We start from the raw sequence: 24,737 nt of genomic DNA, 5'->3' as shown, positions 1-24,737 counted from the left end.
TTGGAAAAAAAGAAAGTATTAGTTACAGGTGGCGCAGGCTTTATTGGGGGTAATTTTGTTCAGTATATGGTAAATAAATATCCTCAATATCATATCATTAATTTAGATGTACTTACATATGCTGGAGATTTAACAAAGCATAAAGATATCGAGGGTAAAGATAACTATTCATTTGCTAAGGTTGATATCGTAGACCGTCAAGCGGTAAACCAACTATTTGAACAAGAAAAATTCGATTATGTTGTTCATTTTGCTGCAGAGAGCCATGTTGATCGTTCAATTACTGAACCTGAAGTATTTATTAGCACAAATGTATTAGGGACACAAGTGTTATTAGATGCAGCAAAGGCGTATGGTATTACTAAATTTGTTCACGTATCAACAGACGAAGTATACGGTGAATTAGATTTTGATCCAACTACATTCTTCACAGAGGATACACCTTTACAACCAAATAGCCCATATAGTGCAAGTAAGGCTTCTTCTGACCTATTAGTTCGAGCGTATCATGAGACATTTGGTTTACCAATTAACATTACACGCTGCTCAAACAATTATGGACCATTCCATTTCCCAGAAAAATTAATTCCATTAACAATTTCACGTGTATTAAATGATGAAAAGGTTCCTGTATATGGGGACGGTAAAAATATTCGCGACTGGTTACATGTTATTGATCATTGTGCTGCAATTGATTTAGTTATGCATGAGGGTGCAAATGGAGAGGTTTATAATGTTGGTGGGCATAATGAGCGTACAAATTTAGAAGTAGTAAAAACGATCATTAGTACACTTGGCAAATCGGAAGAACTAATCGAGTTTGTTCAAGATCGACTAGGTCACGATAAGCGCTACGCAATTGACCCAACAAAACTAGAGAAATTAGGTTGGAAACCAACTTACACATTTGAAACGGGAATTGCTCAAACAATCCAGTGGTATTTAGATAATGAAGAATGGTGGAAAGCAATTGTATCGGGTGAATACAAGAGCTATTTTGCGAAACAATATACAAATCTATAAGCAATAGAGGCTATTAATATTAAGTATCATTCAATAGAATAATTTTGAGGTGAAGGTGATAGATTTTATTACCTTCATTTTTTTTGTAAATAATAACATGGAAAATTTATAATCCCATGGCGAAACTAAGGAGAGAACAAATTGAAAATATTGCATATTTCACTGGGATTACCCCCGTATCGCACAGGTGGGTTAACAAAATACTCAGTAGATTTAATGCATTCACAAGGACAAGAGCATCAAGTATTTCTTTTGTATCCGGGAAAATTCACCTTTTCGAAAAGGACAGCTATTAAGAAAAATAAACCATATGGAAGTATATCGGTATATGAATTAGTTAACCCTTTACCGATTCCTTTATTAAATGGAATTAATCAGCCTGAACATTTTATGAAGGAAATAGATCATAAGGTATATGAGGAATTTTTAATAGAATTAAAACCAGAGATAATTCATGTACATACCTTGATGGGGATACACAAAGAATTTTTTGAAACGGCAAAGAAATTAGATATAAAAATTGTATTTACTACACATGATTATTTTGGTCTTTGTCCAAAAGTAAATTTGATGGACTCAAAAGGTAACATTTGTAATGACTTTGATGATGGGAAAAGCTGTATAGAATGTAATGTGAATGCATTAAGTCTTCCGATGGTTCATGTGATGCAATCGTATCCATATCGTTATTTAAAAGATAGTAGTATCGTAAAATCACTTAGAAAAATTAAAAAGAATCAGACTAAAAATAATACTGTAGCTACTAGGGTAGAACGAGAGATTGAAGAAATAGATGTGGATTTAGCGACGTATTATATAGAATTACGCGATTATTATTTAACAATATTCAAATTGATAGATTACTTCCATTTCAATAGTTCTATAGCAAAAGAGCAATTCGAAAAATATCTTGATGTGAATGGGAAGATAGTCCCTATTAGTCATCAAGATATTTCTGATTATCGTCAAGAGCGTAAAGTTAAACAAAGAGGAAATGAAGTAGTTAGATTAGGATATTTAGGACCCATAGATACCTATAAAGGATTTTATTCTTTAAAAAATCAATTGGATTCTTTAAAGGAAAAGGGATATACTAATTGGCATTTAGGAGTTTATGGTGATTTTGTAAATGATCCAGACACATATAATCCTAAATACTATACCTTTTATGGTCGTTATAATTACAATCAGTTAAAAGATATTTTTAATGAAGTTGATTTGTTAATCATCCCTAGTATTTGGAAAGAAACTTTTGGATTTATTGGTTTAGAAGCACAATCGTATGGTGTTCCAATTATGGTCTCTGAATATGTTGGTTTCAAGGACTTAGTACAAGATGGAGAAACTGGCTTTATATATAAAGTAAATAAGCATGATTTTATTGATAAATTATCAATGATTCTTGACGACACTTCATTGTTAGATTATATAAATGAAAACCTATTGAAATTGGATTTTCCTCATTTAATGGAGCAACATACTAAAGAAATAATAAACCTGTATCAAGAGGTAAGAGCGGGAGAAGAATAGATGAAACACGTATTTATTATTGGATCGAAAGGAATTCCAGCAAAGTATGGGGGATTTGAAACATTTGTAGAGTATTTAACAGAACGTAAGAAAAGTGAAGATATTCAGTATCATGTATCTTGCTTAGCGGATAACAATGAAGAATTTCAGCATAATAAGGCGAGATGCTTCAATGTGAAGACCCCTGAAATTGGGAGTGCGAAAGCTGTAGCGTATGATATATTGAGTTTAAGAGAGTGTATTAGTTATATTAAAAAAAATAATCTTAAAAACTGTATTGTATATATACTCGCATGTCGTATTGGTCCATTTTTCTCTTTCTATAAAAGGAAGTTAGAAAAAATGGGTGTTCAAGTTTTTGTAAATCCAGATGGTCACGAATGGAAAAGAAGTAAATGGAGTCCAGCTATTAGAACTTATTGGAAAATATCTGAAAATCTAATGGTAAAGCATGCTGATTTACTGGTATGTGATTCTAAGGGTATTGAATCTTATATCCAAGAGGATTATAAAAAGCATGAACCAAAGACAACATTTATTGCCTATGGTGCGGATGTTACAACTTCTTCTTTAAAAGAAGATGACAGCACATTAATTGAATGGTATAAGAAACATGATGTAGCTGCGGGTGAATATTATTTAGTAGTTGGTCGTTTTGTGCCAGAGAATAACTATGAATTAATGGTTCGTGAATTTATGAAATCCAATTCTAAAAAGGATTTTGTTATTATTTCTAATGTTGAAGAAAATCAATTTTATCAAGAATTATTAGCAAAAACGAAGTTTAATAAGGATCCACGTATTAAATTCGTTGGTACTGTATATGACCAAGATTTGTTAAGAAAAATTCGTGAAGATGCATTTGCTTATTTCCATGGACATGAAGTGGGTGGGACAAACCCATCATTATTAGAGGCGTTAGCGTCTACGAAGTTGAATCTGCTTTTGGATGTAGTATTCAATAAAGAGGTTGGCGAAGAAGGTGCTGTTTATTTCTCTAAAGAAGAAGGTGCTTTAGCTAATTTAATTCAAGAAGTAGAGGCTTATTCTGAAGATGAGATTGATAAGTTAAGTAACAAAGCTAAAGATCGAATTATTCATGAATATTCGTGGGAGAAAATAGTGAATGATTATGAGGATTTGTTTTTAAATTCTTGATATATAAACATGTATGCCCTCTATTAATGAAATATTAGAGTAGCATTTAGTTTACAAGTTATTTACAAGTTATGTGTATATCCGTATAGTATTATATGGAATGAAATTTATAATGTTGAAATTGTTACCCGAAAGAAGGAAAAACGATGAAGAAAAAGATTCTATTCTGGATTCTAGGTATCATTGGCGTTCTTGTTATTGCTGGTGGTGTATATGCATATACTGTATATTCTAATGTGTCTAATGCGTTAAATACAGTGCATAAGCCTTTGGATCGTGATAAGTCCGATAAGCGAGATAAGAAAGTAGAGATTGCAGATAATAAACCTATATCTATTTTATTAATGGGTGTAGACCAAGAAGATAATGGAACAGGTAGATCAGATTCACTTATGTTATTTACTTTAAATCCAAAAACAAAATCTATGAAAATTACAAGTATTCCACGTGATTCTTATACAGAAATTGTTGGTAAAGGTAAAAAAGATAAAATCAACCACGCTTATGCTTTCGGTGGCATTGACATGTCTGTAAAAACAGTAGAGAATTTTCTTAATGTACCAGTTGATCATTACATCGAAGTAAACATGGCTGGGTTCAAAGATATTGTAGATGCTGTTGGCGGTGTTGATGTTAATAACGATTTGGAGTTTACATCGAGGGATCAACATTTTGCTAAAGGTAATATCCATTTAAACGGTGAAACTGCATTAAAGTATACTCGCATGCGTTATGAAGATCCACGCGGTGACTTTGGCCGTCAAATGCGCCAACGTCAAGTTATCCAAGCGGTAATTAAAAAAGGTGCAAGTGTATCTTCTCTAGCAAGTTATGGTGATGTATTAAAAGCAATTGAGAAAAATGTTAAAACAAGTTTAACGCAAGATCAAATGTTTGATATTCAAAAGAACTATAAAGATTGCATGGAGAATAGTGAAGAAATCCAAATTCCAGGTGACGGCCACAAAGCTGCTGATGGTATTTGGTACTACTACGTTCCAGATGCAGCGAAACAAGATATTACGAATAAGTTAAGAGCGCATCTTGAAGTGACTAAGTAATATGTAATAACCCAACTCCTTTGGTAGGAGTTGGGTTTATTTTTGCATGGATTTATATTAATATTATATATTGTGAGATTAATAGATGAGGTGAATCGATGAATAAGAAAGCAGTACTTGTCCTAGTTATTTTTGTATTGTTTGTCGCTTCGGTTGTGAGCGGTAAATTGTACTGGAATAAGAAGATTGCGAATGCGACGGGACAGACGAGTGAAGTAACGAAAACGAAGTCTGAAGTGAAAGATAGCGGAGCGAAGAAAACAGAGAAAAAACAAGATGCGAAGTCATCTTTTAATGAAGCATATGCGAAGAATTTACCAGATGAAGTGAAAGAGAAGTTAAAGAAAGCTGCTGAGGATAAAAAGGCAGTAAACCTTGTGATTGTTGGTGATGAAGCTTCTTCATCTGAAAAAGATGCTTGGGCAGCTAAATTAATGGGTAATTTAGAAACGGCTTACGGTAAAGGTTTATGGAATGTGACAGTAAAAGAATATAAGGGTGAAAGCACAGACGAGTTAATCGCAAATAAGCGTGATAAAGAGATTGCGAAAGAAAATCCAGATGTGATTTTATTCGAGCCACCGTTTATTACTGACAATGGTAAAACTGGTAATGGAAACTCTGTTGCGAGTACACAGAAATTTGTACAAGCACTTTCTACTAGTGCAAAGGGTGCTACGATTATGATTCAACCACCAAACCCAGTGTATGGTGCGAAGAATTATCCGAAGGCAATTGAGGCATTAAAGCAACTTGCGACACAAAATGGTTATACATATGTAGATCATTGGGGAGCATGGCCTGATGCATCAACGAAGGCTATCCTGCCATATTTAACAGAAGAGTTTGGTTTCCCAAGTGCTAAAGGGCATGAGGTTTGGGCACAATATGTAACGGATTATTTCGTTGCTAAGTAATAAAGGTACACAAAAGGTATACGAGCAATCGTATACCTTTTATAATAAGTAAGTGAATAAGAAATCCTAATATATGTAGGAGGAAGACAATGAACTCAATTCTAATCTGCGGCGGAGCTGGTTATATCGGTTCTCACGCTGTGAAAAAATTAGTAGACGAAGGTTTATCTGTTGTAGTAGTAGATAACTTACAAACGGGTCATGAAGATGCAATTACGGAAGGGGCGAAGTTTTATAATGGCGACCTTCGTGATAAAGCATTTTTAAGAGATGTTTTTAAACAAGAAAATATTGAGGCAGTTATGCATTTCGCGGCTGATTCTTTAGTTGGAGTTAGTATGGAGAAACCTCTTCAATATTATAATAACAATGTGTACGGTGCACTTTGCTTATTAGAGGTAATGGATGAGTTTAAGGTAGATAAGTTTATTTTCTCTTCTACTGCGGCGACGTATGGTGAGGTAGATGTAGACCTTATTACTGAGGAGACGATGACGAATCCAACGAATACGTATGGAGAAACTAAGTTAGCAATCGAGAAGATGCTTCATTGGTATAGCCAAGCTTCTAATTTACGTTATAAGATTTTCAGATACTTTAACGTGGCTGGTGCAACTCCAAATGGTATTATTGGGGAAGATCATCGTCCAGAGACGCATTTAATTCCTCTTGTACTGCAAGTGGCGTTAGGTCAACGTGAGAAGATTATGATGTTTGGTGAGGATTATAATACACCAGATGGTACTTGTATCCGTGATTATATTCATGTTGAAGATTTAGTAGCAGCTCACTTCTTAGGACTTAAAGACCTACAGAACGGCGGAGAGAGTGATTTCTATAACTTAGGAAATGGTAATGGTTTCAGCGTGAAAGAAATCGTTGATGCAGTTCGTGAAGTTACAAATCATGAAATTCCAGCTGAAGTAGCGCCACGTCGTGCGGGAGATCCAGCACGTTTAGTTGCTTCTTCTCAGAAAGCGAAAGAGAAGTTAGGTTGGGATCCTAAGTATGTAAATGTGAAGACAATCATTGAGCATGCTTGGAATTGGCATCAGAAGCAACCTAATGGGTATGCTAAATAAAATATAATAAGTGAAAGAGAGGGTATTGTCGTTCAACATATGTTCGACAATACCCTCTCTTTTTTTATAAGATTTTTGCTATACTAAACTGTACTATAATACGGGATGAAAGGAGGAGAATAATGAAAATACTTGTAGTTGATGATGAATCGAGTATTCGTAATTTGATTCGGATGCAGTTGGAGATGGAAGGGTATGAAGTGCTCACGGCGGCTGATGGAAGAGAAGCTTTAGAGAAATGGAATGAAGTGCCGGATGTACTGATTTTGGATGTCATGCTTCCAGATACAGATGGGTATGAGTTGCTTCGCTTGTTCCGTGAGAAGAATAGGGATATTCCAGTGCTCATGTTAACTGCAAAGAGTCAGATGAATGATAAATTGCTTGGCTTGCAGCTTGGTGCAGATGATTACGTGACGAAGCCGTTTAATTACGCTGAGCTTATTCTTCGGATCAAGAATATGACAAGGCGTGTGAAGAAGACAGAGGTAACGGTAAGTCATGAAGTAATCGGAGCGGGAGAGATAACGATTTGTCCTAAGGAAAGAAAAGTGCATGTTAGTGGACAAGAAATTCAGTTAACGTACCGAGAGTTTAATTTATGTCAGTTGTTTGTTTCCAATCCGCAGCGTGTATTTATGAGAGATGAGTTACTTGAGAAAGTATGGGGATTTGAGTATATCGGAAATACGAGAGCGGTTGATATTATGGTGCAAAGACTGCGGAAGAAGCTAGGGAATAGCGGGGAATATATTAAGACAATTTATGGCGTTGGCTATAAACTAGATTGTTAAGTGGTGATGGTATGTCTTTAAAAAGAAATATGGTGTTTGGAATAGTGGGACTGTTAATCCCGATTTTTGTTCTTTTGTACGGAGTTGTTTATATTACGTTAGAAAAGAATATGTATCATAACGCAGCAAATTCTTTAGAGAAATTAAGTGTAGAAGCACAAATTTATACGATGAATTATTTAGAGAAGGAAGCAGAGGTAGAGACGCTCGGTCCGAATTCACTTTTAATTGCTTCGTATTTAGCGAAGCGCATGGATGTACGTGTACAGATGATTGGGAAGAATGGAGATGTTGTTGCGGATACGCAAAAAGGAGCGCTTCTTCATCGGAACATTGATATTGAGAGCTCTTTGAAGGGGAAGAAGTCTTATGTTTTTGAAGAGGGAGACCCAGCTCCAATTCTTTTGTTTTCAAGCCCAGTTTATTATGGAAACGATGTCATCGGAAGTGTTCGTTTTATAAATGAGTTAACGGGTGAGAAGGAAGTTTTAACAAATGTTGGCTGGACGTTCTTAATGACGTCTCTTTGTCTAGTAGCTGCGGGTATTTTCTTTGCAATTCGTTTGGCAAAGTCTCTTCATAAGCCAATTGATCAGTTAAGACAAATGGCAAAGCGGCTTGCGAATGGGGATTATAAAAGCAAGATTGAGCTAAATGAATATGTGGAAATTGCTCAGCTTTCAGCATCTTTTAATGCAATGGCCGATGGAATTGAACTGCATATTAAGCAATTGAAAGAGGAGAAAGAGAAGCAGAAAGATTTCTTAGACCGTATTACACATGAGCTAAAAACACCGCTAACGGCGATTATTGGCTATGTGGATTTAATTCCGAAGTTAAAGGCGAAGGAAGATGTAAAGGAAAGCCTGCGTTATGTGGCTGTAGAAAGTGAGCGTTTATTATCACTTGTAGAGGAATTACTTAAGTCTTCAAAGTACGGGACGAGTACGTTTGAAGTGTCACCTACAGTTGTGAATATAAAGGAATTGGCAGAAGAAGCAGTTTCAATTGTGAAACCTCGCATGCAGAAATTTGAGATTGAAGTGATAAATGAGTTAACAGATGTACATGTTGTTGCGGATTTCGATAAGACGAAACAGATCTTCTTAAACGTACTTGATAATGCGATAAAATATAGCGATGCTACGCAAATTCGTATGAATGTAATTGTAAATGAACGTGAGGCAAAGGTTTTTGTTCATGATGATGGCATTGGTATAGATGAAGGTGTGCTTGCAGAGTGGAATGAATCGCCAGAAGGGAAGGTACTTCCTTCTAGTTACGGGAATGGTTACGGTTTGTATATTTGTCAGGAGATTATGAATAAGCAGGGCGGAAGTATGCGAATTGAGAGTAGTGAGGAAATAGGCACTACAATATTTATTACATTCTTGCTTCCGAGACGAATGGAAGACATAAAAAACTTGAAAGCGGTTAAATGATACATTTATGAAACAATTATGCGGTATTTTCGAAACAACGTTTTTTTATCTTGGAGGTAGGCAGAAATGAAAAGGCTATCATTTCAAGTTCTTATGTTTGTCCTTTGTATAATTGTTTCTCTTATTTTGTTTTATGTGATGGAGAAGCAAATATACAATCGAATCACAATAGTGAATGACAAACAAACTGTTTTACAAAGGGTGAATGAATCCCTGCCTACTGAAATGAAGGTTAGGCATGAAAAGTGGGGAGAAATTGTTATAACGGATGAAGTTCGTTTGCATACGATTGTTTCATTCTTTGACCGAATTCAAATAGAACCGAGAGAAGCTAAGAATCAAGAACAAGTATTTACTGGAGAAGTAACGTACTTGAATGGACATAAACGTACTTTTGCAGTAGGTGACTTGTTCCAGTACGGGGCTGATATGTACGGAAAGAATGGTACGGACCCAATGATTTCAGCATTTCAAACGTATTTGTTAAGCCTGTATTACACACCAGAACGTATTAGTGATTTTTTTGCGTCAGCACAGGATGTCATAGTACGCCAAGGTGATGTAGAACGTGCGATGAATCTTACGCACATACTCGATTCGATTCAGTACGCAAAGCAAATTACAGATTACGGAGAAATACAGAAATTATTACAATCACAGAATGAACCGATTGCTTATATTACCGCTTATAAAACAGGGAAGCGTATAAAGAATGAGCGAGAAGACATTCTTACTATTTCTGTGTATCCATCGTACTTTGTTGTGCAATATCTCGGCGATAATAACGGGAATGTTATGTATATGAAAAGCTCCCTCGCAAATTTATTTGTAAAGGAGAATGTGTCATGAGAAAGATAGCCTTTTTCTTCTTTTTGCTAGTAATTGGAGGAGCGATGTCTAGTTGCTCTCGAGATACAACCTCTATTAAATATAATAAAAGTGGTCTCCCTATTTTGGATGATCGTCATCTTGTTGCGTATGTAGCAGCTCGTGAGGAAGTTGGTGAAGCTTTGCTGTCATCATTTTGTAAACCACGCGGCTGTACGTATGAATTTATTCGTCTTTCGACAGAAGAGCTTCTTCGGAGGGTAGAAGAGGAAGCTGGAAATCCGAAAGCGGATATTATTATTGGCGGTACGGTAGACGCGCATCAAATGATGAAGCAAAAAAATCTATCTATTCCTGTTACGAGTCAACATGCGAACCGTATTTCAAAAACTGTTAAAGATAAAGACGGTTATTGGTACGGTTATGAAGTGGAGAAGCTGGCAATTGCGATCAATAAAGAGCGGTGGAATGAAGAAATAGCACCGCTCGGACTTCCTTATCCATCAAGGTGGCAAGATTTATTAAATCCAGTATATAAGGGAAAGATTGTAATGCCAGATCCAAATGTCTCAGGAACAGCATATACGTTTTTTCAATCACTTATTGATACTTTAGGTGAAGGGAAAGCGAAGGAATATGTTAAGAACTTGGCAGGACAAGTTGGAGAAGTAACAGTGAATGGTTACATACCGGCAGAACTTGTTGCAAGCGGTGAATATATGATAGGCATCAATTTCATGGGAGATCAGAGAATGCTTCAAAAACGAGGCTTTCCTATTTTAAGTAACGAACCTGAGCAAACAGGATTATCTGTTAATGCGATTTCGAAACTAAAACGTGCACCGAATGGTATTATTTCGGATTTATTTATTGATTATTGTTTATCAGAAGAAGCGGGTCACATTTTAGAAAAGGTTTCGTTTGGCGTACCAACGATGTTTGCGAAGAATGAGCAAGAAATAGAAGGACAGCCGGTTAGAAGAACAAACAAAAATATATCAAATAGCGGAATAATCGAGATATGGAATAGACAGCGTCTCTCTCAGAAGTGAGAAAAGGAGACGAAAATATATGTTTAAATGGCTTAAGCCAGCACCTGCAATTGAGAGATTGCCAGCGGATATGATTGATCGAGTATATAAATTATTACGTATTCGTGTATTGATGGGAATTTCAGTTGGGTATGCTGCTTATTATTTAGTTCGTAGTAACTTTACGTTATCAAGTACGTATTTAGTAGAAGAATATGGATTTAGTACAGCTGAAATTGGACTACTAGGTTCAATCATGGCGATTGTTTATGGATTTAGTAAGTTCTTTATGGGGAATTTGTCAGATAAAGCTTTCGCCCAGCGTTTTATCGCAGTCGGTTTATTCTTATCAGGGCTTGTAAATATTTGTTTCGGTTTTGCATCGTCATTTGGAATGATTGTTACACTACTTGTTCTAAACGGTATTGTACAAGGTATGGGAGCACCCCCTTGTAGTATCGTTATGACGAAATGGTTCTCGAAGAAAGAACGCGGTACGAAAACAGGTATTTGGAATATTTCACATAACGTTGGCGGAATGCTCGTACCACCACTTGTCGGAATTGGTGTAGCTATTTTTGGTGAAAATCATTGGCAAGGCGGCGTGTTTATTTTCCCTGCGATTATCGCAATGGTAATTTCAGTTCTTGTTTGGATTAATGCGAAGGATACACCAGAATCAGAAGGTCTTCCTCCAATTGATGAGTATCGTAATGACTATGAAAATCTTGAAAAAGCAGATAATGCTAACAAGATGTCACCAAAAGAAATTTTAATGAAGTATGTAGTGAAAAATAAATTTGTATGGTTCTTATGTATTGCAAATGCATTTGTGTATTTAATTCGTTTCGGCGTTATTAACTGGGTTCCACTTTATTTAACGACAGTTAAAGGTTTCTCAAAAAATGAAGCACACGCGGCGTACGCAATCTTTGAAGGTATGGCAATTCCAAGTTCATTAATCGTTGGTCTTTTAAGTGATAAATTATTTAAAGGAAAACGTATGCCATTATGTATCATTAGTATGGTAGGAGTTGTTATTGGTACGTTTGTATATTGGCAAGCAACTAGCATACTTGTTGTAAGTATTGCAGTTTCTATCATCGGTTGTTTAATTTATGTACCACAGTTCTTAATCGGTTTAAGTGCGATGGAATTAGTACCGAAATTTGCAGTAGGTACGACAGTTGGTATGTGTGGTCTGTTCGGTTATGTAGGCGGAAGTCTTGTAGCAAACGCAGCAATCGGTGTTATTGTTGATCGTTCTGGCTGGGACGGTTGCTTCATCTTACTATTAACAGGTGCAATTTTATCAACAATCTTCTTGTTCATCGTTCAACGTGGGCATGAGGGGAAAAAAACTAAAGTAGCGTAATATTTTGTTTGAAAAGCTATCCAATTGTTATATTGGATAGCTTTTCTTATATTAATATAATCTTTCCTTAAATCTATCTTAAAAGACAAGATGTCATATTTCTAATCATTGGAATTTTTGTTACAATATAAATGGATGTGTAAAACTTTGTAAAAAGAATGTAATAATATGTAATTTGTTTTCAGAAAGTTTTATACAATTTTTATATTAAACTATTAAGTTATAAAAGGAGAGAGAATATGGTACCAAATACGGTTCGTACTCCAAACAAGAAGAAGAAATGGATTATTATCGGGGTTATTGCACTAATTGTTATTGTAGCAGCAGTTAATATTTTTATTATGCAAGGCAAGAAGAAGGGGGTATCAACATCTGCTGATGCTGTGAGCTTTGAGAAGGTAACGGAGCGAAAGCTTAATAATACGAAGTTAATTTCTGGTCAGGTGAAACCAGGGAATATTGAAAGTTTCTATGCGGATCCGACTAAAGGAAAAGTGAAAGATATTGCAGTGAAAGAAGGACAAGAGGTAGAGAAAGGTACGAAGTTATTCTCTTATGATAATGAAGAGATTAACTTGCAAATGAAGCAAGCTGAGCTTGATCAGAAGATGGCGGATATGCGTTATGATCAAGGGAAGAAGAAGATTGATTCGTTGAAGAAAGAAATTAAGAAGGCGAAAGATAGCGGAGCTGGGAAAGAAGTAACAGATCCGATGGAAGAGCAAGTAAGTGAGTTAGAGATGGCGCAAAAGACAACTGATCTTGAGAAAGAAAAAGGGAAGTTGCAGAAAGAAGAGTTAAGTAAAAAGCAGAAAGAGCTTACGATTTATAGTAATTTTACTGGTGTCGTTCAAAAGTTAGATAAAGATGCGGCGCAAAGTTCATCTCAAGCGTTAGGTGGTCAAGGGAAAGCATTTTTACAAGTGGCGTCTAAAGAACCATTCCAAATTCAAGGGACGTTAACTGAGCTTCAAAAGTCACAAATTCAATCAGATCAAACATTTACTGTAACTGCGAAAGCAAATAATAAGAAGAAGTGGACAGGTAAAATTACAGAGGTAAGTGAATTCCCAACGAGTGCAGAGATGGCTCAAGCTGGTGGTATGGGTGAAGCGACTCAAAATATGTCCCAATATACATATAAAGCAAGTCTTGATAGTCAAGATGGTTTATCTCCAGGTTATCATGTTTCATTGCAAGTAAATTTAGAGAATAAGACGATGATTGCTGTTCCAACTAAGAGCATTGTAGAAAAAGGCGATGATGCATTTGTTTATGTTGAGGATAAAGGAAAGCTTCGTAAACAAAATGTGAAAAAAGGTTCTACTGATGGAGAATGGACAGAAATTACTGAAGGCGCAACAGTGGGGCAAAAGGTGGTTAAAAATCCTTCCGACGACGTGTATGACGGAATGGAAGTGAAAGAGAAATGATTACGTTAAATAATATTGCTAAAACGTATTATCAAGGAAAGTTGGCAGTGCCGATCTTACATGATATTAGTTTAACAATTCAAAGCGGTGAGTTCGTTTCGATTATGGGACCGTCTGGTTCTGGTAAATCAACGCTTATGAATATTATCGGTTGTTTAGATCGTCCAACAGAAGGCGAATATATGCTGAATGATGTGAATATCTTAACAGCAGACGAGTCAAAGCTTGCTTTAATTCGTAATGAATATATTGGCTTTGTGTTCCAGCACTTTAATTTGCTGCCGCGTCTTTCAGCAGTAGAAAATGTTGAACTTCCGCTCGTATACGGTGGTGTGAAGAAAGCAGAGCGTCGTCAAAGGGCTCTAGAAGCGCTTGGTAAAGTCGGTTTGTCAGATAGGGTTCATCATTTACCGAATGAATTATCAGGTGGACAGAAGCAGCGTGTAGCGATTGCAAGATCGATTGCGAATAATCCAACGTTCATTATGGCTGATGAGCCTACTGGTGCGCTTGATACGAAGTCTGGTGAGCAAGTTATGGATATTTTCACGAAGCTTAATGCAGAAGGTACAACGATTGTTATGGTTACGCATGAAGAGGAAGTAGCAGCGTATTCTTCCCGCCGCATCGTACTGCGAGATGGGAAAATTACAGAAGATAGAAGGTGTGCGGTATGAGTTTATTAGATAGTATGAAAATTGCCTTATCGTCTATTTTAGCTCATAAACTGCGCTCGGCTTTGACGATGCTTGGGATTATTATCGGTGTAGGCTCTATTATTACCGTCGTTGCGATTGGGCAAGGTGGGGAAGCTGCACTGAAATCTCAATTTGTTGGGTCAGGTAATCAAACGGTTCCCATTCATTATAGTGCTGATATGAATGATCCTTTTGGCATGGGGATGGTAGAAGCACCGAAAATAACTGAAGAAGATATTTTTGAAATTAAAAAAATTCCAGAAATCTCACATGTTGTAACAACAAATTCAAGTATGGAACCACTTGATATTGAAGATAAAATAGAAATGGTGAGTATTACTGGATTAGACAATGAGTATTTTTCAGTAAATAAAGTAAAGTTGTTAAAGGGACGTTCTTTACAAGAATCAGATGTGGATCAAGGTAATAACGTTGTCATGATTAGTAAACAAATGGAAGAAAAGGTATTTAAGGATGCTAATCCAGTCGGTAAAATTATTGAAATGAAGGGTCAACCGATGCAAATTATCGGTGTCTACAAATCAGATAACGAGTTTATGGGAATGGGACCATCAGAAGCATTAATTCCAATTTCATTATGGCCGACACTGTATGGAAAAGATGAAATTCAAAATATTTCTGTTCAAGCAAAAAATGTAGATAACTTAGAAAATGCAGGTAAAAAAGCTGCAGATGTCTTAAACAGTCGTAAACCAAGTGATGCAACTGGTAAGTACGAAGTTATGAATTTAAAAGAACTTCAAGAAGGTATTTCAAAGATGACAGGTATTATGACAATGATCATTGGTGGCATTGCTGGTATTTCACTAGTCGTTGGTGGTATTGGTGTTATGAACATTATGCTCGTATCTGTAACAGAACGTACGCGCGAAATTGGAGTACGTAAAGCACTTGGGGCAACGCGTAGTAAAATTTTATTACAGTTTTTAATTGAAGCAGTTATGTTAACACTTCTAGGCGGTTTAATAGGAATTGGTCTTGGATATGGCGGGGCATATATCGTTTCCACATTTGCGAAATGGCCACCGCTCGTTTCATGGGAAGTTGTCGTTGGAGGCGTACTATTCTCGATGACACTCGGTATTATTTTCGGATTAATTCCAGCGAATAAAGCTGCGAAATTAGATCCAATTGAAGCATTACGTTATGAGTAAGTAATAGTGTAGTAGAGAGGGGGCTCTCTACTACAAATTACCGTTCTATTGGGCGGTTCGTAGCCTCATATGAGGAAGTGAACCGCCCGTTAGAACGGGTTATATAAATAGAAGGAGGCGTTATAATGGAAGCGAATTTGAATACGCAAAAAGCTGGCGGAGAGAAGCCATCATTGTTTGGAATGATTACTTCTCCTGGCTTACAGTTTGAGAGAATGAAGACGAGCGAGAAAGTTTGGGGTATGTTCTTCTTAATGGCGCTATTACAAGGGCTTTTAAGTGCTTTTACTACGTACGTTACGAATACGTCACCTGAGATGGTGAAAATGAAAAAAGAACTAGGTGAATTTGCGGGACAGAGTTCACTGACATCTGATGTTATTTCCAGCATTGTGTCGGGTACTATAGGTGGTATGCTGGTAACATTCATTGTTGCAGCTATTTATAAAATATTTATGATGTTCTATGGGAATGATACCTCTTATAAAAAACTAGTAACGATTATTGTATATGCGAACATTGTTGTTATTATTGGTGGATTTATTAATGGTATTATAGCTTTAATTTTAGGTGTTGCACCAACTGCGTATACAAGCTTAGGACCACTATTTGAGCAAGGTTCAGTTGCTTATGGAATAGGGAGTTCGATTGAAGTATTCTATTTATGGAATATCGTTTTAATTTGGTTAGGACTGCAAATTACAGCGGGAGTAAGTAAAGTGAAAGCAGCTATTCCAATTATCGTTTTATTCATCATTAAAGCGTTATTCTTAGCAGCGATTGTTATGTTAATTGCGGCATTCTTACCGAATATGCCAGTATAAATAAGGAGGCGTTATAATGGAAACGAATATTAATACGCAAGATGTAGGTTCGAAAAAGCCGTCATTATTAGGAATGATTACATCTCCAGGTGAACAGTTTGAGAGAATGAAGACTAGTAATGCAGTTTGGGGTGCGTTTTGGATACTTGTATTACTAGGCGGATTGATTGGTGGATTTACTGCTTATGTATATTCCCTAACACCTGAAGCTATTAAGCTTAATAAGGAATTAGGTGTTACTGTTTCAGCTGGAATGACATATGGTATGGGATTCGGTGTAGGTGCTCTTAGTATGGGGATTAGTTTCCTATTGGGTGCTGTGGTGTATAAAGTGTTAATGATGTTTATGAGCAATGATACTTCTTATAAAAAATTATTGGCGATTACCGTGTATTCAAGTATTATTACGTTGCTTGGTTTATTAATCAATACGATTTTGGCATATATTTTAGGTGGATCAGGTCAGGAAATGTATACCGGCTTAGGACCAGTTTTTGCCTCAAGTAGTGGTGTTGTAAAAGGTATTGTAAATAAATTCGAGGTGTTTACAATTTGGGGATACGTAGTTACATGGATAGGTCTTCAAATTACAGCTGGTTTAACTAAAAAGCAGGCAACAATTATTACTATTGTTTTCTTTGTCTTAGCTCTTGGATTAGGCGCTTTACAAGGAATGTTCCAATAATAGTGGTACTTTAAGTCCGCTAGAAAGAAATGCAGCAATTATAAAAGTAATTGCTGCATTTTTGTTATCAGGAGTAGATACATATGTTTAAGAAGTTATTAGCAAATTTTTTGTTCATGTTAGTTGTATTATTGTTAGCTGTAGAATATATGCCGAATAAGAATCCTTATATATTTGTTGGCGTTATAAGTTGTATTTTAGCTACAGGTTTATATGCAATTGATAGATCCTTCAAACGTATACCTACAGAATAGTATAAATCGAAAATTTATAAACAAAAGATTCCTTCTCATGTATAGAAGGAATCTTTTTTATTTTTACCCTTATTTCAAATACGACCAGCAGAATTTGAAATTCTACTTCGTGTAATTTCAAATTTCGGCGGTAGTATTTGAAATTACTCACAGTGAAATCGCTTCTTTATTTTTATATTGTGGAGGTACCGGCGGAATAACAAAGAGGTATACCTTTTAGAAACAGGTACTGTGTGAAACCAGCGACTTTTACAGAGGCAGTTGTGTTGTATGAAGGTATGATTGTAAATCAAATAAAGAAGTTAGGCATTTATCAAGATCATGAAGAGTATTATCAATGTGGTTTAATTGGTCTTTGGCATGCGTATGAAAGGTATGATGCGGAGAAAGGAAGTTTTCCTGCATATGCAGTTATAACTGTGCGTGGTTATATATTAGAAAGGTTGAAGAAAGAGTTTGCAGTGCAAGAAAGGAATGTTTACGTAGGTGAATATGAGGATATCTTCCATTTTGAAGATATTGAAATGAGAGCAAAGGATTTTATGAGTGTATTAGATGAGAAGGAGAAGTATATTATTTTCGAACGTTTTTTTGTAGGGAAGACGATGGGGGAGATCGCTAACGAGATGGAAATGACCTATTATCAAGTGAGGTGGGTGTATCGGCAAGCACTTGAGAAAATGCGAAATAGTTTAAGAGAATAAATATGATTATAAGAATGGAAGGCAATGGATATTGCTTTCCATTCTACTTATTCTGTTAAGGTAGTAAATGTAATAAGAGGTTTTTAAATTGTAGTGAATCTTGCATGTTCATACGTGATAATACGTATCCAGCTTTTAATAATTGCTGTTTTAACTTATGGGGACTGATATGTATTGTTGTAGTAGTGCCATTTGAGAAATGAATGTTAGCTTTTTTACTCTTTTTGAAAAATTCTATGTCATCTATATGGTTATAAAATAGCCATATGCAGTTTGGAGAAGAAGGAGATTCTGTCGGGAAAGCACAAATATATTCTCGATGATTAATCGGAATTGGGACATTTTGTTTAAATTTAAAGTTTGTTTGGACAGCATTACGTCTGCCTTGATAAGTAGAGTGAACATTGGTTAGACAAGATTGCTTGATGAGTTGGAGAGCAGTTTGACAGGAGTAAAGATGGTTTCCGCTACTTTCGATAATTTTTGTTTGATAATAAGGGTGCTTGTAAGGTTCCAGCATCATTGTAGAATTAGAAATAATAATATCATTTTCTTCATTCATAAATTTGATTCCTCCCTTATAAATGATAGTAATACCAAATATAATTATATACGAATTAAGTAAATTAATTGTTAATATTCCGTTTCATATTGTAAATTTTGGCTATTCGTTTACAATCAATAGATGTTAGTCTTTCTAATTTGCATCGCTTGTACATATATATGAAAATAGAAAAGAGTAGGCGGTGAGATAGTATGAAGAAAAAGTATATTATTATGGCTCTAGTTGTCGTGCTTCTAGTATATTTAGCAAATAGTAATCCGAGTAAAGGTGAATATACGGATTGGGCAGCGAAGCAGTTTATGAAACGTAATGATGTAAGTAAGAAGCTAGACGAAGTTCAAAAGGAAAATGAAGAGGGTCTCCTTGGCGATTTAGCATCGGCTGGTAAGAAGTTGGCGAAAAAATATGTTGAGCCACAAGTTGGATTATTAATCGAGAATTATACAAAGCGAAATGATTATATTTTCTTCTCAACATATACGACCGAGTTTGATATAGGCGGAGAACACTATAAATATGTATGCGTCGGTTTTTCAAAAATCTTTATTCCGATTGAAATGCCGAAGAAAAAAGACGAATCTGCAAAATGATGCAGATTCGTCTTTTTGTTTATAAGTTAATTGGAACTTCAGATATATTCTTTTCTACGAGACGGGCTCCTTTTTTTCTGGTATTTTCATTAATTGATGAAAATACAGATGAGGCAAGAATGTTATCCATTACTTGATTTACGACTTGTGCATCGACGGGTGTGATCGGTTTCTCGATAGAAAAAACAACTGTTTTTCCATCTTCTTTCACGAAAATTAATTCTAGTACTTGCATATGTTATTTCCTCCTTTTTATTTATCCCGCTATATTGCGGGCAGGTGATTGGTGTTGGTTCATACTTAGCGGGGGATGAACACCACCCACTGAGTAAATTTTAACCTTATAGGGTAGAAAGATCTGATGTGCTAACAAGCTGTATAGCGTGAAGCGGTGATGCTTGTAAAGAAGCAAGAGCACGTGCTACGTTTTGTACTTGCTCTAAGTTTGCATTTGTTTTAACACGCTTAAATTGTTTGTTTTTGAAAACTATTTTTCCGTTTTTATCTAATCCATTGTTTAAGACAAGACGTAAAGTTAAGTCCATTACGATTGTTTCGACTGCCATGTTTATCACCCCCTTTCACTTTATAAATAGGGTGCAAATGTCATGTTTTGGCGTGAAATTTATTCTTTTTTTTGGTACTCTTAAAAGATTAAGAGAGGGGCTTCGGAAGAATGAAACGTAGATGGTTATTTTGGATTCCTGTTTTACTATGGATGGGGTTGATTTTCTATTCCTCGGCACAACCATATAAAAAGCAGGATATGCGCTCGGATATTGAACAATATGTAAATGTTGAGTTTGTGAAAGAGCATTTTTCATGGGTATCTATTGATTATGGCGGTGGTACACCTGTTAGCATTGCAAATAAAGGTGTAGGCGGATTTATTGAGTTTTTCCTTCGTAAAGGTGCTCATTTTATGGTGTTCTTTATGCTAGGTTCATTGACGTATTATGCTTTTCATCGATCGGGTTATTCGAGAAAAAGGTGCTTCCTATACGCTCTTCTATTCGTTGCGGGATATGCAACATTTGATGAAATTCATCAATGGACTACGGGAGATCGTACACCGATGTGGCAAGATTCATTACTGGATACATGCGGCGGATTAACAGGAATTATAATAAGCAATTGGTTTTGGAATAGAAAAAGGAGCTAATCTTTTGAGATTAGCTCCTTTTGTTTATACACCAAGTAATTCTTTTAGTTCATCTGTAGATAGTTCGGTCATCCAACTATCGGTTGTAATGACGGCGTTGTTTAATGATTGTTTTCTTTCTAACATTTCATCAATTTTCTCTTCGAGTGTCCCCGTTGTAATAAGTTTATGAACGTGAACGAAGCGTTTTTGACCAATACGATATGCGCGGTCTGTTGCTTGGTTTTCTACAGCTGGATTCCACCAACGGTCGTAGTGAATGACATGGTTGGCAGCGGTTAAGTTTAAGCCCGTTCCACCTGCTTTTAACGATAAGATGAAAATGTCATACGTTCCGTTTTGGAACTGCTCGATCATTTTGTCACGTTCTTTCTTCGGTACACTACCGTTTAAGAAGAGGACGCGCTGACCGAAATGTTCTTCTAACACATTTTTTAGCATGTTCCCCATACCGATGTATTGTGTAAAGATTAAACAACTTTCATTTTGATCTTTTATATTTTCAATTAGTTCCATTAGCGTGTTCGTTTTCATGGAACGTTCGATGATATCTTTTGGTTCTGTTTCTTTTAAATAAAGAGCGGGGTGATTACAAATTTGTTTGAGCTTGTTCAGCATTAGTAATATAAATCCGCGTCTTTCAATCCCGCTTAATCCTTCTACATTTTGCAATGTATCTTGAACAAGTTGTTCATATAAGGAAGCTTGTTCACCAGTAAGTGGGCAGTAAGCTTTCTGTTCTTGTTTATCAGGCAAGTTTAATGCGACGGTTTGATCTTTCTTCGTACGACGCAGTAAAAACGGCGAGATAAAACGTTGAACTTGTTGGATTTTTCCTTCGTCACGGTCCTTTTCAATCGGTGAGACGAAGCGGCGCTGGAATTGTCCTAAGCTGCCGAGATATCCGTGATTAATGAAGTCAAAAATAGACCAAAGCTCGGCAAGTCGGTTTTCCATCGGTGTACCGGTTAAAGCGATTTTGTGATTTGCTGGCAAGTTTCGTACTGCTTTCGACTGCTTCGTATGTGGGTTTTTAATATTTTGTGCTTCATCCAAAATAACAGCATCCCAGCATAACGTACTAAGTTCTTCTTCATCAAGCTGAGCTAATGCATAAGATGTTAATACAACATCTGCTGATTGAAGGAAGTCTTTAAATGATTCGCCTTTCGCTCGGTTACTTCCATAATGTAACTGAACACGTAAATTTGGTGCGAAACGCTCAAATTCTTTTTGCCAATTTCCAAGAACAGATGTCGGTGCGACGATTAAGGCAGGTCCGGTTTGGAGATTGTTCTCTTTTATATATAGTAAGTAAGTGATCGTTTGAATGCTTTTTCCAAGTCCCATGTCGTCAGCTAATAATGCTCCGAATCCAAGCTTTCTTAAATATAATAACCACTCAATGCCATGTTGTTGATACGGACGGAGTGTTGCGTTTAGTGCAGAAGGGACATCTACTTTTGGAATATCTCCAATGTGCAATAGTTTTTGGAATAGCTCTTCATAATATCCATCTAGTTCGATTTCAATATCGGTAAACGGACTATCTTCTTCTACAATTTCTGCTTCAGCAGTGTTTGATAAATGTTGCTGAAGGACATCTTTCATTTCTAGTCCATATTTATCGGCACGGTTCATAAGCTTTCGTACTTCTTCAATAAAGGCTGGATCCAGTCTCATCCATTGACCATTTATATTAAATAACCGTTTGTTTTGTTCAACGAGTTCGAAAAATTCGCTTTCGGATAAATCAATGCCGTTCGTTGAAATGCGCCAGTCAAAGTTAACGAGTGTATTCATACCGAAGAAAGATTGCGTTTGCGTGGCATTTTGCTTCAGCTGCACACGTAATTTTGGTTTTGTCGCTTTTAAATTTTGCCACCAGGATGGCAGTAAAATCGTAATACCTGCAGCGAGTAATTCGTTACTTGCTTCTGTTAAGAAGTTCCACGCTTCTGTTTCAAAGAGCTCACTTCGGAATGTGTCGCCTTCTTTTAACCACGGTACGAGCTTACTGAATCCTTCTTGTGTTTCAAGAATACGTTCTTCATAATCGTGCCATCGTTTTGGCAAAGAATCGATGCTTTCATATACATATATGCGATGTGCCCCGCGCTTTGGTGTAACAATTGTCTCAAGCTTCCACATTTCAAATTCTTCTTGCGGCTCTTGTAGCCGTAGTCCGATTGTAAAGGGAAGGTCATCTTCAATGTAACCAATTTTTCGAAGCCAATCTTCTTCATGTAGTGCTGCATCCAATTGTCTTTTCGTAAAGTCGTAATGTTCATAAAGTCTCTTGGCATCTTCCCACCCATCGTTTGAACGGTTATCTTGTAATATGCTTTCATTTACCGCGGCCGAGAAAAGAGATGCCAAGGTGTCATCTTCGATTGGGGTATTTTGCACTTTCCAAGATGGTTGCTGAGACCAACGCTCCATATCAGGTACGAAGCTACCGCTTGTGAAGGCATCCCATAATTCGTTCGCATCTTTCGTAAGTGCTGTAATAGGGCCATTCATTTGAATATGGGCAAAGGAGTTCATCGGTTTATTAGCGATGTATTCAAATGCTTGTGCGTTTGTTAGCATAACACCTTGTTTTCCTTCAAAGGTCGCTTCTTTTAGAAACGTGCCGTAGAAGGAAGTGGAGTGCCACGTAAATGCATTTCGTTTCCAACTTGTTACGGATAATGGAGTACCGCTGTCATTTTCTCCCCAAAGGAACCAACCTTGACTAACGTGCTGGAGCCTAATTGTTACTTCAGTTTGATTGATCATCGATTAATTTTCCTTTCCGTAATTCCTCTTGTAGTGCACGCAGACGTGAATGTAAGTTTGCGATGTGAATAATGAAAGCATCCCATTCATCAGTGCGCTTTAATCGTTTATATAATGTACGTAATTTTTTTAAGTAACGAACTGCACGTCTATATGATTTGCGGTTTCGCTCTTCAATGGCCTCGGTAGCAGCAAGGTGATAAAGAGGAAGGGCTGCTTCTGGTGCTTCCTTTTCAATATCTTTCAGCGGCTCTTTCAAAAGTTCAATTGCTTCAAACCCATGTAAGAGCTGAAGTTCTGCCCATGTACGATATTGCTTTTTCGCGAGTACGTATTGCTCATAGTTTGCGAAACTATATGGTAATAGCTCTTGCAAAATCATTTCGAGTCCGGCTTGTTCATTTGTATGGGTTGCATACGTTTCATACATGATGACAAATAAGCGAACGATATCTTTTATGAAAATCGTATTTTCGTGCTCATGTATCGTTTTCTTCACTTGTTTATACGTAAAGGAAAGCCAGTTTTTCGCACGATCCCACTGCATTGTATTTAATAGCTCTTCTAACCAATAGAAGTAAAGACTTACAACAGAAGCAGGCTGTCTCTTTAGTAAGTCCATCGCTAATAGGTCTTCGTCATTTAAAAAGAGTAGATGAGAAGATGCTAATGCTTTGGAAAGTGGATTGATTTTCGTATCAATTCGCTTTTCTTCTTCTTGCAGTTTCTCTTTATTGTGTAAGAGTTCACTCCATACGTGACGATAAATAAAAAATCTTTCTTGCGTATAGGCGTCGGTGGAGAAGAATACTTCGTGAACGAGACGAGCTGTTTCTTGCAAAATTGCTTCAGACTCTGAAGGAATCGCTTCTGATTGTAAGTCCCGAACGATGGATTCCACTTTATCTACAAATAAGCGAACGACGTTAACAGGCTGGTGATAAGAATACGTTTTATTTGCTTCGAAATCCTGAATTTCTTCTAATAATTTTTGAAAGCAATAAAGCGCTGCATGTAGCCTGAACAACTCATGTATCGCAACGATACGCGGAGCTTTCCGCTCGAGTTTCGTATAGAAGTCTGTAAAAATACTCATAAGGAAATACATTTGTTTATAAGTAAGCCGAGCTTGTTCTTTTTTAAATGATTCATATTCGTTGTCAAAATACGATTGCCAACTTTTATAATCTGTTTCTTCAAACGCTGATGATTGCAATACTTGTCTTGCAGTTCGAATAGGAGGAAGGGAAGGTTTCGTATTATTTTTAAATAAAGTTAATACATCTCCTACTTGCCCGAAACTAGATGCTGCAGATAGTAAAACAGCGAGCATATGCTCACATTGCGTTGGTGCAAAGCAATCGCAATAGCTTTCAGCGACGTTACGAATCGGGATATGGACGCTATATACGCTGCCTGCAGCATCTACAGTTCCTGATAGCGTATAACCATCAAAGTCAACGTTGTAGACAACACCACTACGATATAGGTGCCGAGCTGTAGCGACATGTTCCTGATCAGCTGTTTGCTGTGGATCTAGTCCTTGAACGAACTCATTCGCAATCATCATAATTTCATCTTTCGTAATTGAGTGTTGCAGCATAATATTCCTCCGTACACATATT

The 24,737-nt window shown here is 36.5% G+C and carries 25 protein-coding genes; 20 read left to right on the top strand and 5 right to left on the bottom strand.

The features are described from left to right. The 18 genes from rfbB to J0835_RS25805 all read left to right on the top strand — a co-directional run bounded on the left by rfbB (window position 1) and on the right by J0835_RS25805 (window position 18,014). A complete protein-coding gene (gene rfbB, locus J0835_RS25890; protein ID WP_087983256.1) occupies window positions 1-1,023 on the top strand; it encodes a dTDP-glucose 4,6-dehydratase in 1,023 nt (340 codons plus the stop codon). A gap of 141 nt (window positions 1,024-1,164) precedes the next feature. Continuing rightward, window positions 1,165-2,553: a glycosyltransferase gene (locus J0835_RS25885; RefSeq protein ID WP_087983255.1), complete on the top strand. Its 1,389-nt coding sequence runs from the start codon at window positions 1,165-1,167 to the stop codon at window positions 2,551-2,553. Continuing rightward, on the top strand, window positions 2,554-3,711 hold the full coding sequence (gene cps2T / locus J0835_RS25880; protein WP_087983254.1) for a beta 1-4 rhamnosyltransferase Cps2T: 1,158 nt from the start codon (window positions 2,554-2,556) through the stop codon (window positions 3,709-3,711). It abuts the gene before it with no gap. Between the two features lie 146 nt (window positions 3,712-3,857). Continuing rightward, window positions 3,858-4,772: a polyisoprenyl-teichoic acid--peptidoglycan teichoic acid transferase TagU gene (tagU, locus tag J0835_RS25875; protein ID WP_087983253.1), complete on the top strand. Its 915-nt coding sequence runs from the start codon at window positions 3,858-3,860 to the stop codon at window positions 4,770-4,772. Window positions 4,773-4,870: 98 nt separating this feature from the next. Further along, a complete protein-coding gene (locus J0835_RS25870; RefSeq protein ID WP_087983252.1) occupies window positions 4,871-5,689 on the top strand; it encodes an SGNH/GDSL hydrolase family protein in 819 nt (272 codons plus the stop codon). Between the two features lie 89 nt (window positions 5,690-5,778). Then, window positions 5,779-6,771, top strand: coding sequence for a UDP-glucose 4-epimerase GalE (gene galE / locus J0835_RS25865; protein ID WP_001084638.1), 993 nt, complete (start codon window positions 5,779-5,781; stop codon window positions 6,769-6,771). A 122-nt stretch (window positions 6,772-6,893) separates the two neighbouring features. Then, the gene (locus J0835_RS25860) at window positions 6,894-7,565 is read left to right on the top strand and encodes a response regulator transcription factor (RefSeq protein ID WP_087983251.1); all 672 of its coding nucleotides are present in this window, start codon (window positions 6,894-6,896) and stop codon (window positions 7,563-7,565) included. A gap of 11 nt (window positions 7,566-7,576) precedes the next feature. Continuing rightward, window positions 7,577-9,007 (top strand): HAMP domain-containing sensor histidine kinase, encoded by a 1,431-nt coding sequence (locus tag J0835_RS25855; protein WP_087983250.1) that lies wholly within the window; start codon window positions 7,577-7,579, stop codon window positions 9,005-9,007. A 66-nt stretch (window positions 9,008-9,073) separates the two neighbouring features. Then, complete coding sequence (locus J0835_RS25850) at window positions 9,074-9,856, top strand: DUF3919 family protein (RefSeq protein WP_087983248.1); 783 nt, start codon at window positions 9,074-9,076, stop codon at window positions 9,854-9,856. Next, a complete protein-coding gene (locus J0835_RS25845) occupies window positions 9,853-10,887 on the top strand; it encodes an ABC transporter substrate-binding protein (protein ID WP_087983246.1) in 1,035 nt (344 codons plus the stop codon). Before J0835_RS25850 ends, J0835_RS25845 begins: the two co-directional genes overlap by 4 nt. A gap of 19 nt (window positions 10,888-10,906) precedes the next feature. Then, entirely contained in the window at window positions 10,907-12,241 is a 1,335-nt protein-coding gene (locus tag J0835_RS25840) for an MFS transporter (protein WP_087983244.1), read from the top strand. A gap of 239 nt (window positions 12,242-12,480) precedes the next feature. Continuing rightward, the gene (locus tag J0835_RS25835; protein ID WP_333728179.1) at window positions 12,481-13,674 is read left to right on the top strand and encodes an efflux RND transporter periplasmic adaptor subunit; all 1,194 of its coding nucleotides are present in this window, start codon (window positions 12,481-12,483) and stop codon (window positions 13,672-13,674) included. Then, complete coding sequence (locus J0835_RS25830; RefSeq protein ID WP_061673557.1) at window positions 13,671-14,351, top strand: ABC transporter ATP-binding protein; 681 nt, start codon at window positions 13,671-13,673, stop codon at window positions 14,349-14,351. Before J0835_RS25835 ends, J0835_RS25830 begins: the two co-directional genes overlap by 4 nt. Next, entirely contained in the window at window positions 14,348-15,547 is a 1,200-nt protein-coding gene (locus J0835_RS25825; protein ID WP_098273168.1) for an ABC transporter permease, read from the top strand. Before J0835_RS25830 ends, J0835_RS25825 begins: the two co-directional genes overlap by 4 nt. Before the next feature lie 125 nt (window positions 15,548-15,672). After that, the gene (locus J0835_RS25820; protein WP_087983222.1) at window positions 15,673-16,371 is read left to right on the top strand and encodes a Yip1 family protein; all 699 of its coding nucleotides are present in this window, start codon (window positions 15,673-15,675) and stop codon (window positions 16,369-16,371) included. A 16-nt stretch (window positions 16,372-16,387) separates the two neighbouring features. Further along, window positions 16,388-17,056, top strand: a complete 669-nt coding sequence (locus J0835_RS25815) for a Yip1 family protein (RefSeq protein WP_087983220.1) — start codon at window positions 16,388-16,390, stop codon at window positions 17,054-17,056. A gap of 83 nt (window positions 17,057-17,139) precedes the next feature. Continuing rightward, window positions 17,140-17,310 (top strand): hypothetical protein, encoded by a 171-nt coding sequence (locus J0835_RS25810; protein ID WP_170957618.1) that lies wholly within the window; start codon window positions 17,140-17,142, stop codon window positions 17,308-17,310. Between the two features lie 233 nt (window positions 17,311-17,543). Beyond that, window positions 17,544-18,014 carry a sigma-70 family RNA polymerase sigma factor gene (locus J0835_RS25805; RefSeq protein WP_087983219.1) on the top strand — a complete coding sequence of 157 codons (471 nt, stop codon included), beginning with the start codon at window positions 17,544-17,546 and terminating at the stop codon, window positions 18,012-18,014. Between the two features lie 55 nt (window positions 18,015-18,069). Here J0835_RS25805 and J0835_RS25800 read toward each other — a convergent pair whose 3' ends face one another. Then, window positions 18,070-18,576 carry a competence protein ComK gene (locus J0835_RS25800; protein WP_001001399.1) on the bottom strand — a complete coding sequence of 169 codons (507 nt, stop codon included), beginning with the start codon at window positions 18,574-18,576 and terminating at the stop codon, window positions 18,070-18,072. A gap of 194 nt (window positions 18,577-18,770) precedes the next feature. Here J0835_RS25800 and J0835_RS25795 point away from each other — a divergent pair, with 194 nt between their 5' ends. Continuing rightward, the gene (locus tag J0835_RS25795; RefSeq protein ID WP_000731403.1) at window positions 18,771-19,169 is read left to right on the top strand and encodes a DUF4359 domain-containing protein; all 399 of its coding nucleotides are present in this window, start codon (window positions 18,771-18,773) and stop codon (window positions 19,167-19,169) included. A 19-nt stretch (window positions 19,170-19,188) separates the two neighbouring features. Here J0835_RS25795 and J0835_RS25790 read toward each other — a convergent pair whose 3' ends face one another. After that, on the bottom strand, window positions 19,189-19,404 hold the full coding sequence (locus tag J0835_RS25790; RefSeq protein WP_087983217.1) for a DUF2922 domain-containing protein: 216 nt from the start codon (window positions 19,402-19,404) through the stop codon (window positions 19,189-19,191). Between the two features lie 106 nt (window positions 19,405-19,510). After that, complete coding sequence (locus J0835_RS25785; RefSeq protein WP_087983215.1) at window positions 19,511-19,735, bottom strand: DUF1659 domain-containing protein; 225 nt, start codon at window positions 19,733-19,735, stop codon at window positions 19,511-19,513. Between the two features lie 110 nt (window positions 19,736-19,845). Between J0835_RS25785 and J0835_RS25780 the strand changes: the two genes are divergently transcribed. Further along, window positions 19,846-20,331, top strand: a complete 486-nt coding sequence (locus J0835_RS25780; protein ID WP_087983213.1) for a VanZ family protein — start codon at window positions 19,846-19,848, stop codon at window positions 20,329-20,331. Between the two features lie 24 nt (window positions 20,332-20,355). Here J0835_RS25780 and J0835_RS25775 read toward each other — a convergent pair whose 3' ends face one another. Then, window positions 20,356-23,112 carry a DEAD/DEAH box helicase gene (locus J0835_RS25775; RefSeq protein ID WP_087983211.1) on the bottom strand — a complete coding sequence of 919 codons (2,757 nt, stop codon included), beginning with the start codon at window positions 23,110-23,112 and terminating at the stop codon, window positions 20,356-20,358. After that, window positions 23,096-24,715, bottom strand: coding sequence for an SWIM zinc finger family protein (locus J0835_RS25770; protein ID WP_087983209.1), 1,620 nt, complete (start codon window positions 24,713-24,715; stop codon window positions 23,096-23,098). Before J0835_RS25770 ends, J0835_RS25775 begins: the two co-directional genes overlap by 17 nt. Between the last annotated feature and the right edge of the window lie 22 nt (window positions 24,716-24,737).

Origin of the sequence: Bacillus cereus group sp. Sample62, from assembly GCF_036851315.1 — a bacterium.
Classification (GTDB): domain Bacteria; phylum Bacillota; class Bacilli; order Bacillales; family Bacillaceae_G; genus Bacillus_A; species Bacillus_A wiedmannii.
This window is presented reverse-complemented; position numbering and strand designations above follow the sequence as displayed.

Excerpts from the sequence above, each read along its gene's own strand:
- cps2T (WP_087983254.1), top strand. The coding sequence starts at position 2,554 with ATGAAACACGTATTTATTATTGGATCGAAAGGAATTCCAGCAAAGTAT.
- tagU (WP_087983253.1), top strand. The coding sequence starts at position 3,858 with ATGAAGAAAAAGATTCTATTCTGGATTCTAGGTATCATTGGCGTTCTT.
- J0835_RS25870 (WP_087983252.1), top strand. The coding sequence starts at position 4,871 with ATGAATAAGAAAGCAGTACTTGTCCTAGTTATTTTTGTATTGTTTGTC.
- galE (WP_001084638.1), top strand. The coding sequence starts at position 5,779 with ATGAACTCAATTCTAATCTGCGGCGGAGCTGGTTATATCGGTTCTCAC.
- J0835_RS25860 (WP_087983251.1), top strand. The coding sequence starts at position 6,894 with ATGAAAATACTTGTAGTTGATGATGAATCGAGTATTCGTAATTTGATT.
- J0835_RS25855 (WP_087983250.1), top strand. The coding sequence starts at position 7,577 with ATGTCTTTAAAAAGAAATATGGTGTTTGGAATAGTGGGACTGTTAATC.
- J0835_RS25850 (WP_087983248.1), top strand. The coding sequence starts at position 9,074 with ATGAAAAGGCTATCATTTCAAGTTCTTATGTTTGTCCTTTGTATAATT.
- J0835_RS25845 (WP_087983246.1), top strand. The coding sequence starts at position 9,853 with ATGAGAAAGATAGCCTTTTTCTTCTTTTTGCTAGTAATTGGAGGAGCG.
- J0835_RS25840 (WP_087983244.1), top strand. The coding sequence starts at position 10,907 with ATGTTTAAATGGCTTAAGCCAGCACCTGCAATTGAGAGATTGCCAGCG.
- J0835_RS25835 (WP_333728179.1), top strand. The coding sequence starts at position 12,481 with ATGGTACCAAATACGGTTCGTACTCCAAACAAGAAGAAGAAATGGATT.
- J0835_RS25830 (WP_061673557.1), top strand. The coding sequence starts at position 13,671 with ATGATTACGTTAAATAATATTGCTAAAACGTATTATCAAGGAAAGTTG.
- J0835_RS25825 (WP_098273168.1), top strand. The coding sequence starts at position 14,348 with ATGAGTTTATTAGATAGTATGAAAATTGCCTTATCGTCTATTTTAGCT.
- J0835_RS25820 (WP_087983222.1), top strand. The coding sequence starts at position 15,673 with ATGGAAGCGAATTTGAATACGCAAAAAGCTGGCGGAGAGAAGCCATCA.
- J0835_RS25815 (WP_087983220.1), top strand. The coding sequence starts at position 16,388 with ATGGAAACGAATATTAATACGCAAGATGTAGGTTCGAAAAAGCCGTCA.
- J0835_RS25810 (WP_170957618.1), top strand. The coding sequence starts at position 17,140 with ATGTTTAAGAAGTTATTAGCAAATTTTTTGTTCATGTTAGTTGTATTA.
- J0835_RS25800 (WP_001001399.1), bottom strand. The coding sequence starts at position 18,576 with ATGAATGAAGAAAATGATATTATTATTTCTAATTCTACAATGATGCTG.
- J0835_RS25795 (WP_000731403.1), top strand. The coding sequence starts at position 18,771 with ATGAAGAAAAAGTATATTATTATGGCTCTAGTTGTCGTGCTTCTAGTA.
- J0835_RS25790 (WP_087983217.1), bottom strand. The coding sequence starts at position 19,404 with ATGCAAGTACTAGAATTAATTTTCGTGAAAGAAGATGGAAAAACAGTT.
- J0835_RS25785 (WP_087983215.1), bottom strand. The coding sequence starts at position 19,735 with ATGGCAGTCGAAACAATCGTAATGGACTTAACTTTACGTCTTGTCTTA.
- J0835_RS25780 (WP_087983213.1), top strand. The coding sequence starts at position 19,846 with ATGAAACGTAGATGGTTATTTTGGATTCCTGTTTTACTATGGATGGGG.
- J0835_RS25775 (WP_087983211.1), bottom strand. The coding sequence starts at position 23,112 with ATGATCAATCAAACTGAAGTAACAATTAGGCTCCAGCACGTTAGTCAA.
- J0835_RS25770 (WP_087983209.1), bottom strand. The coding sequence starts at position 24,715 with ATGCTGCAACACTCAATTACGAAAGATGAAATTATGATGATTGCGAAT.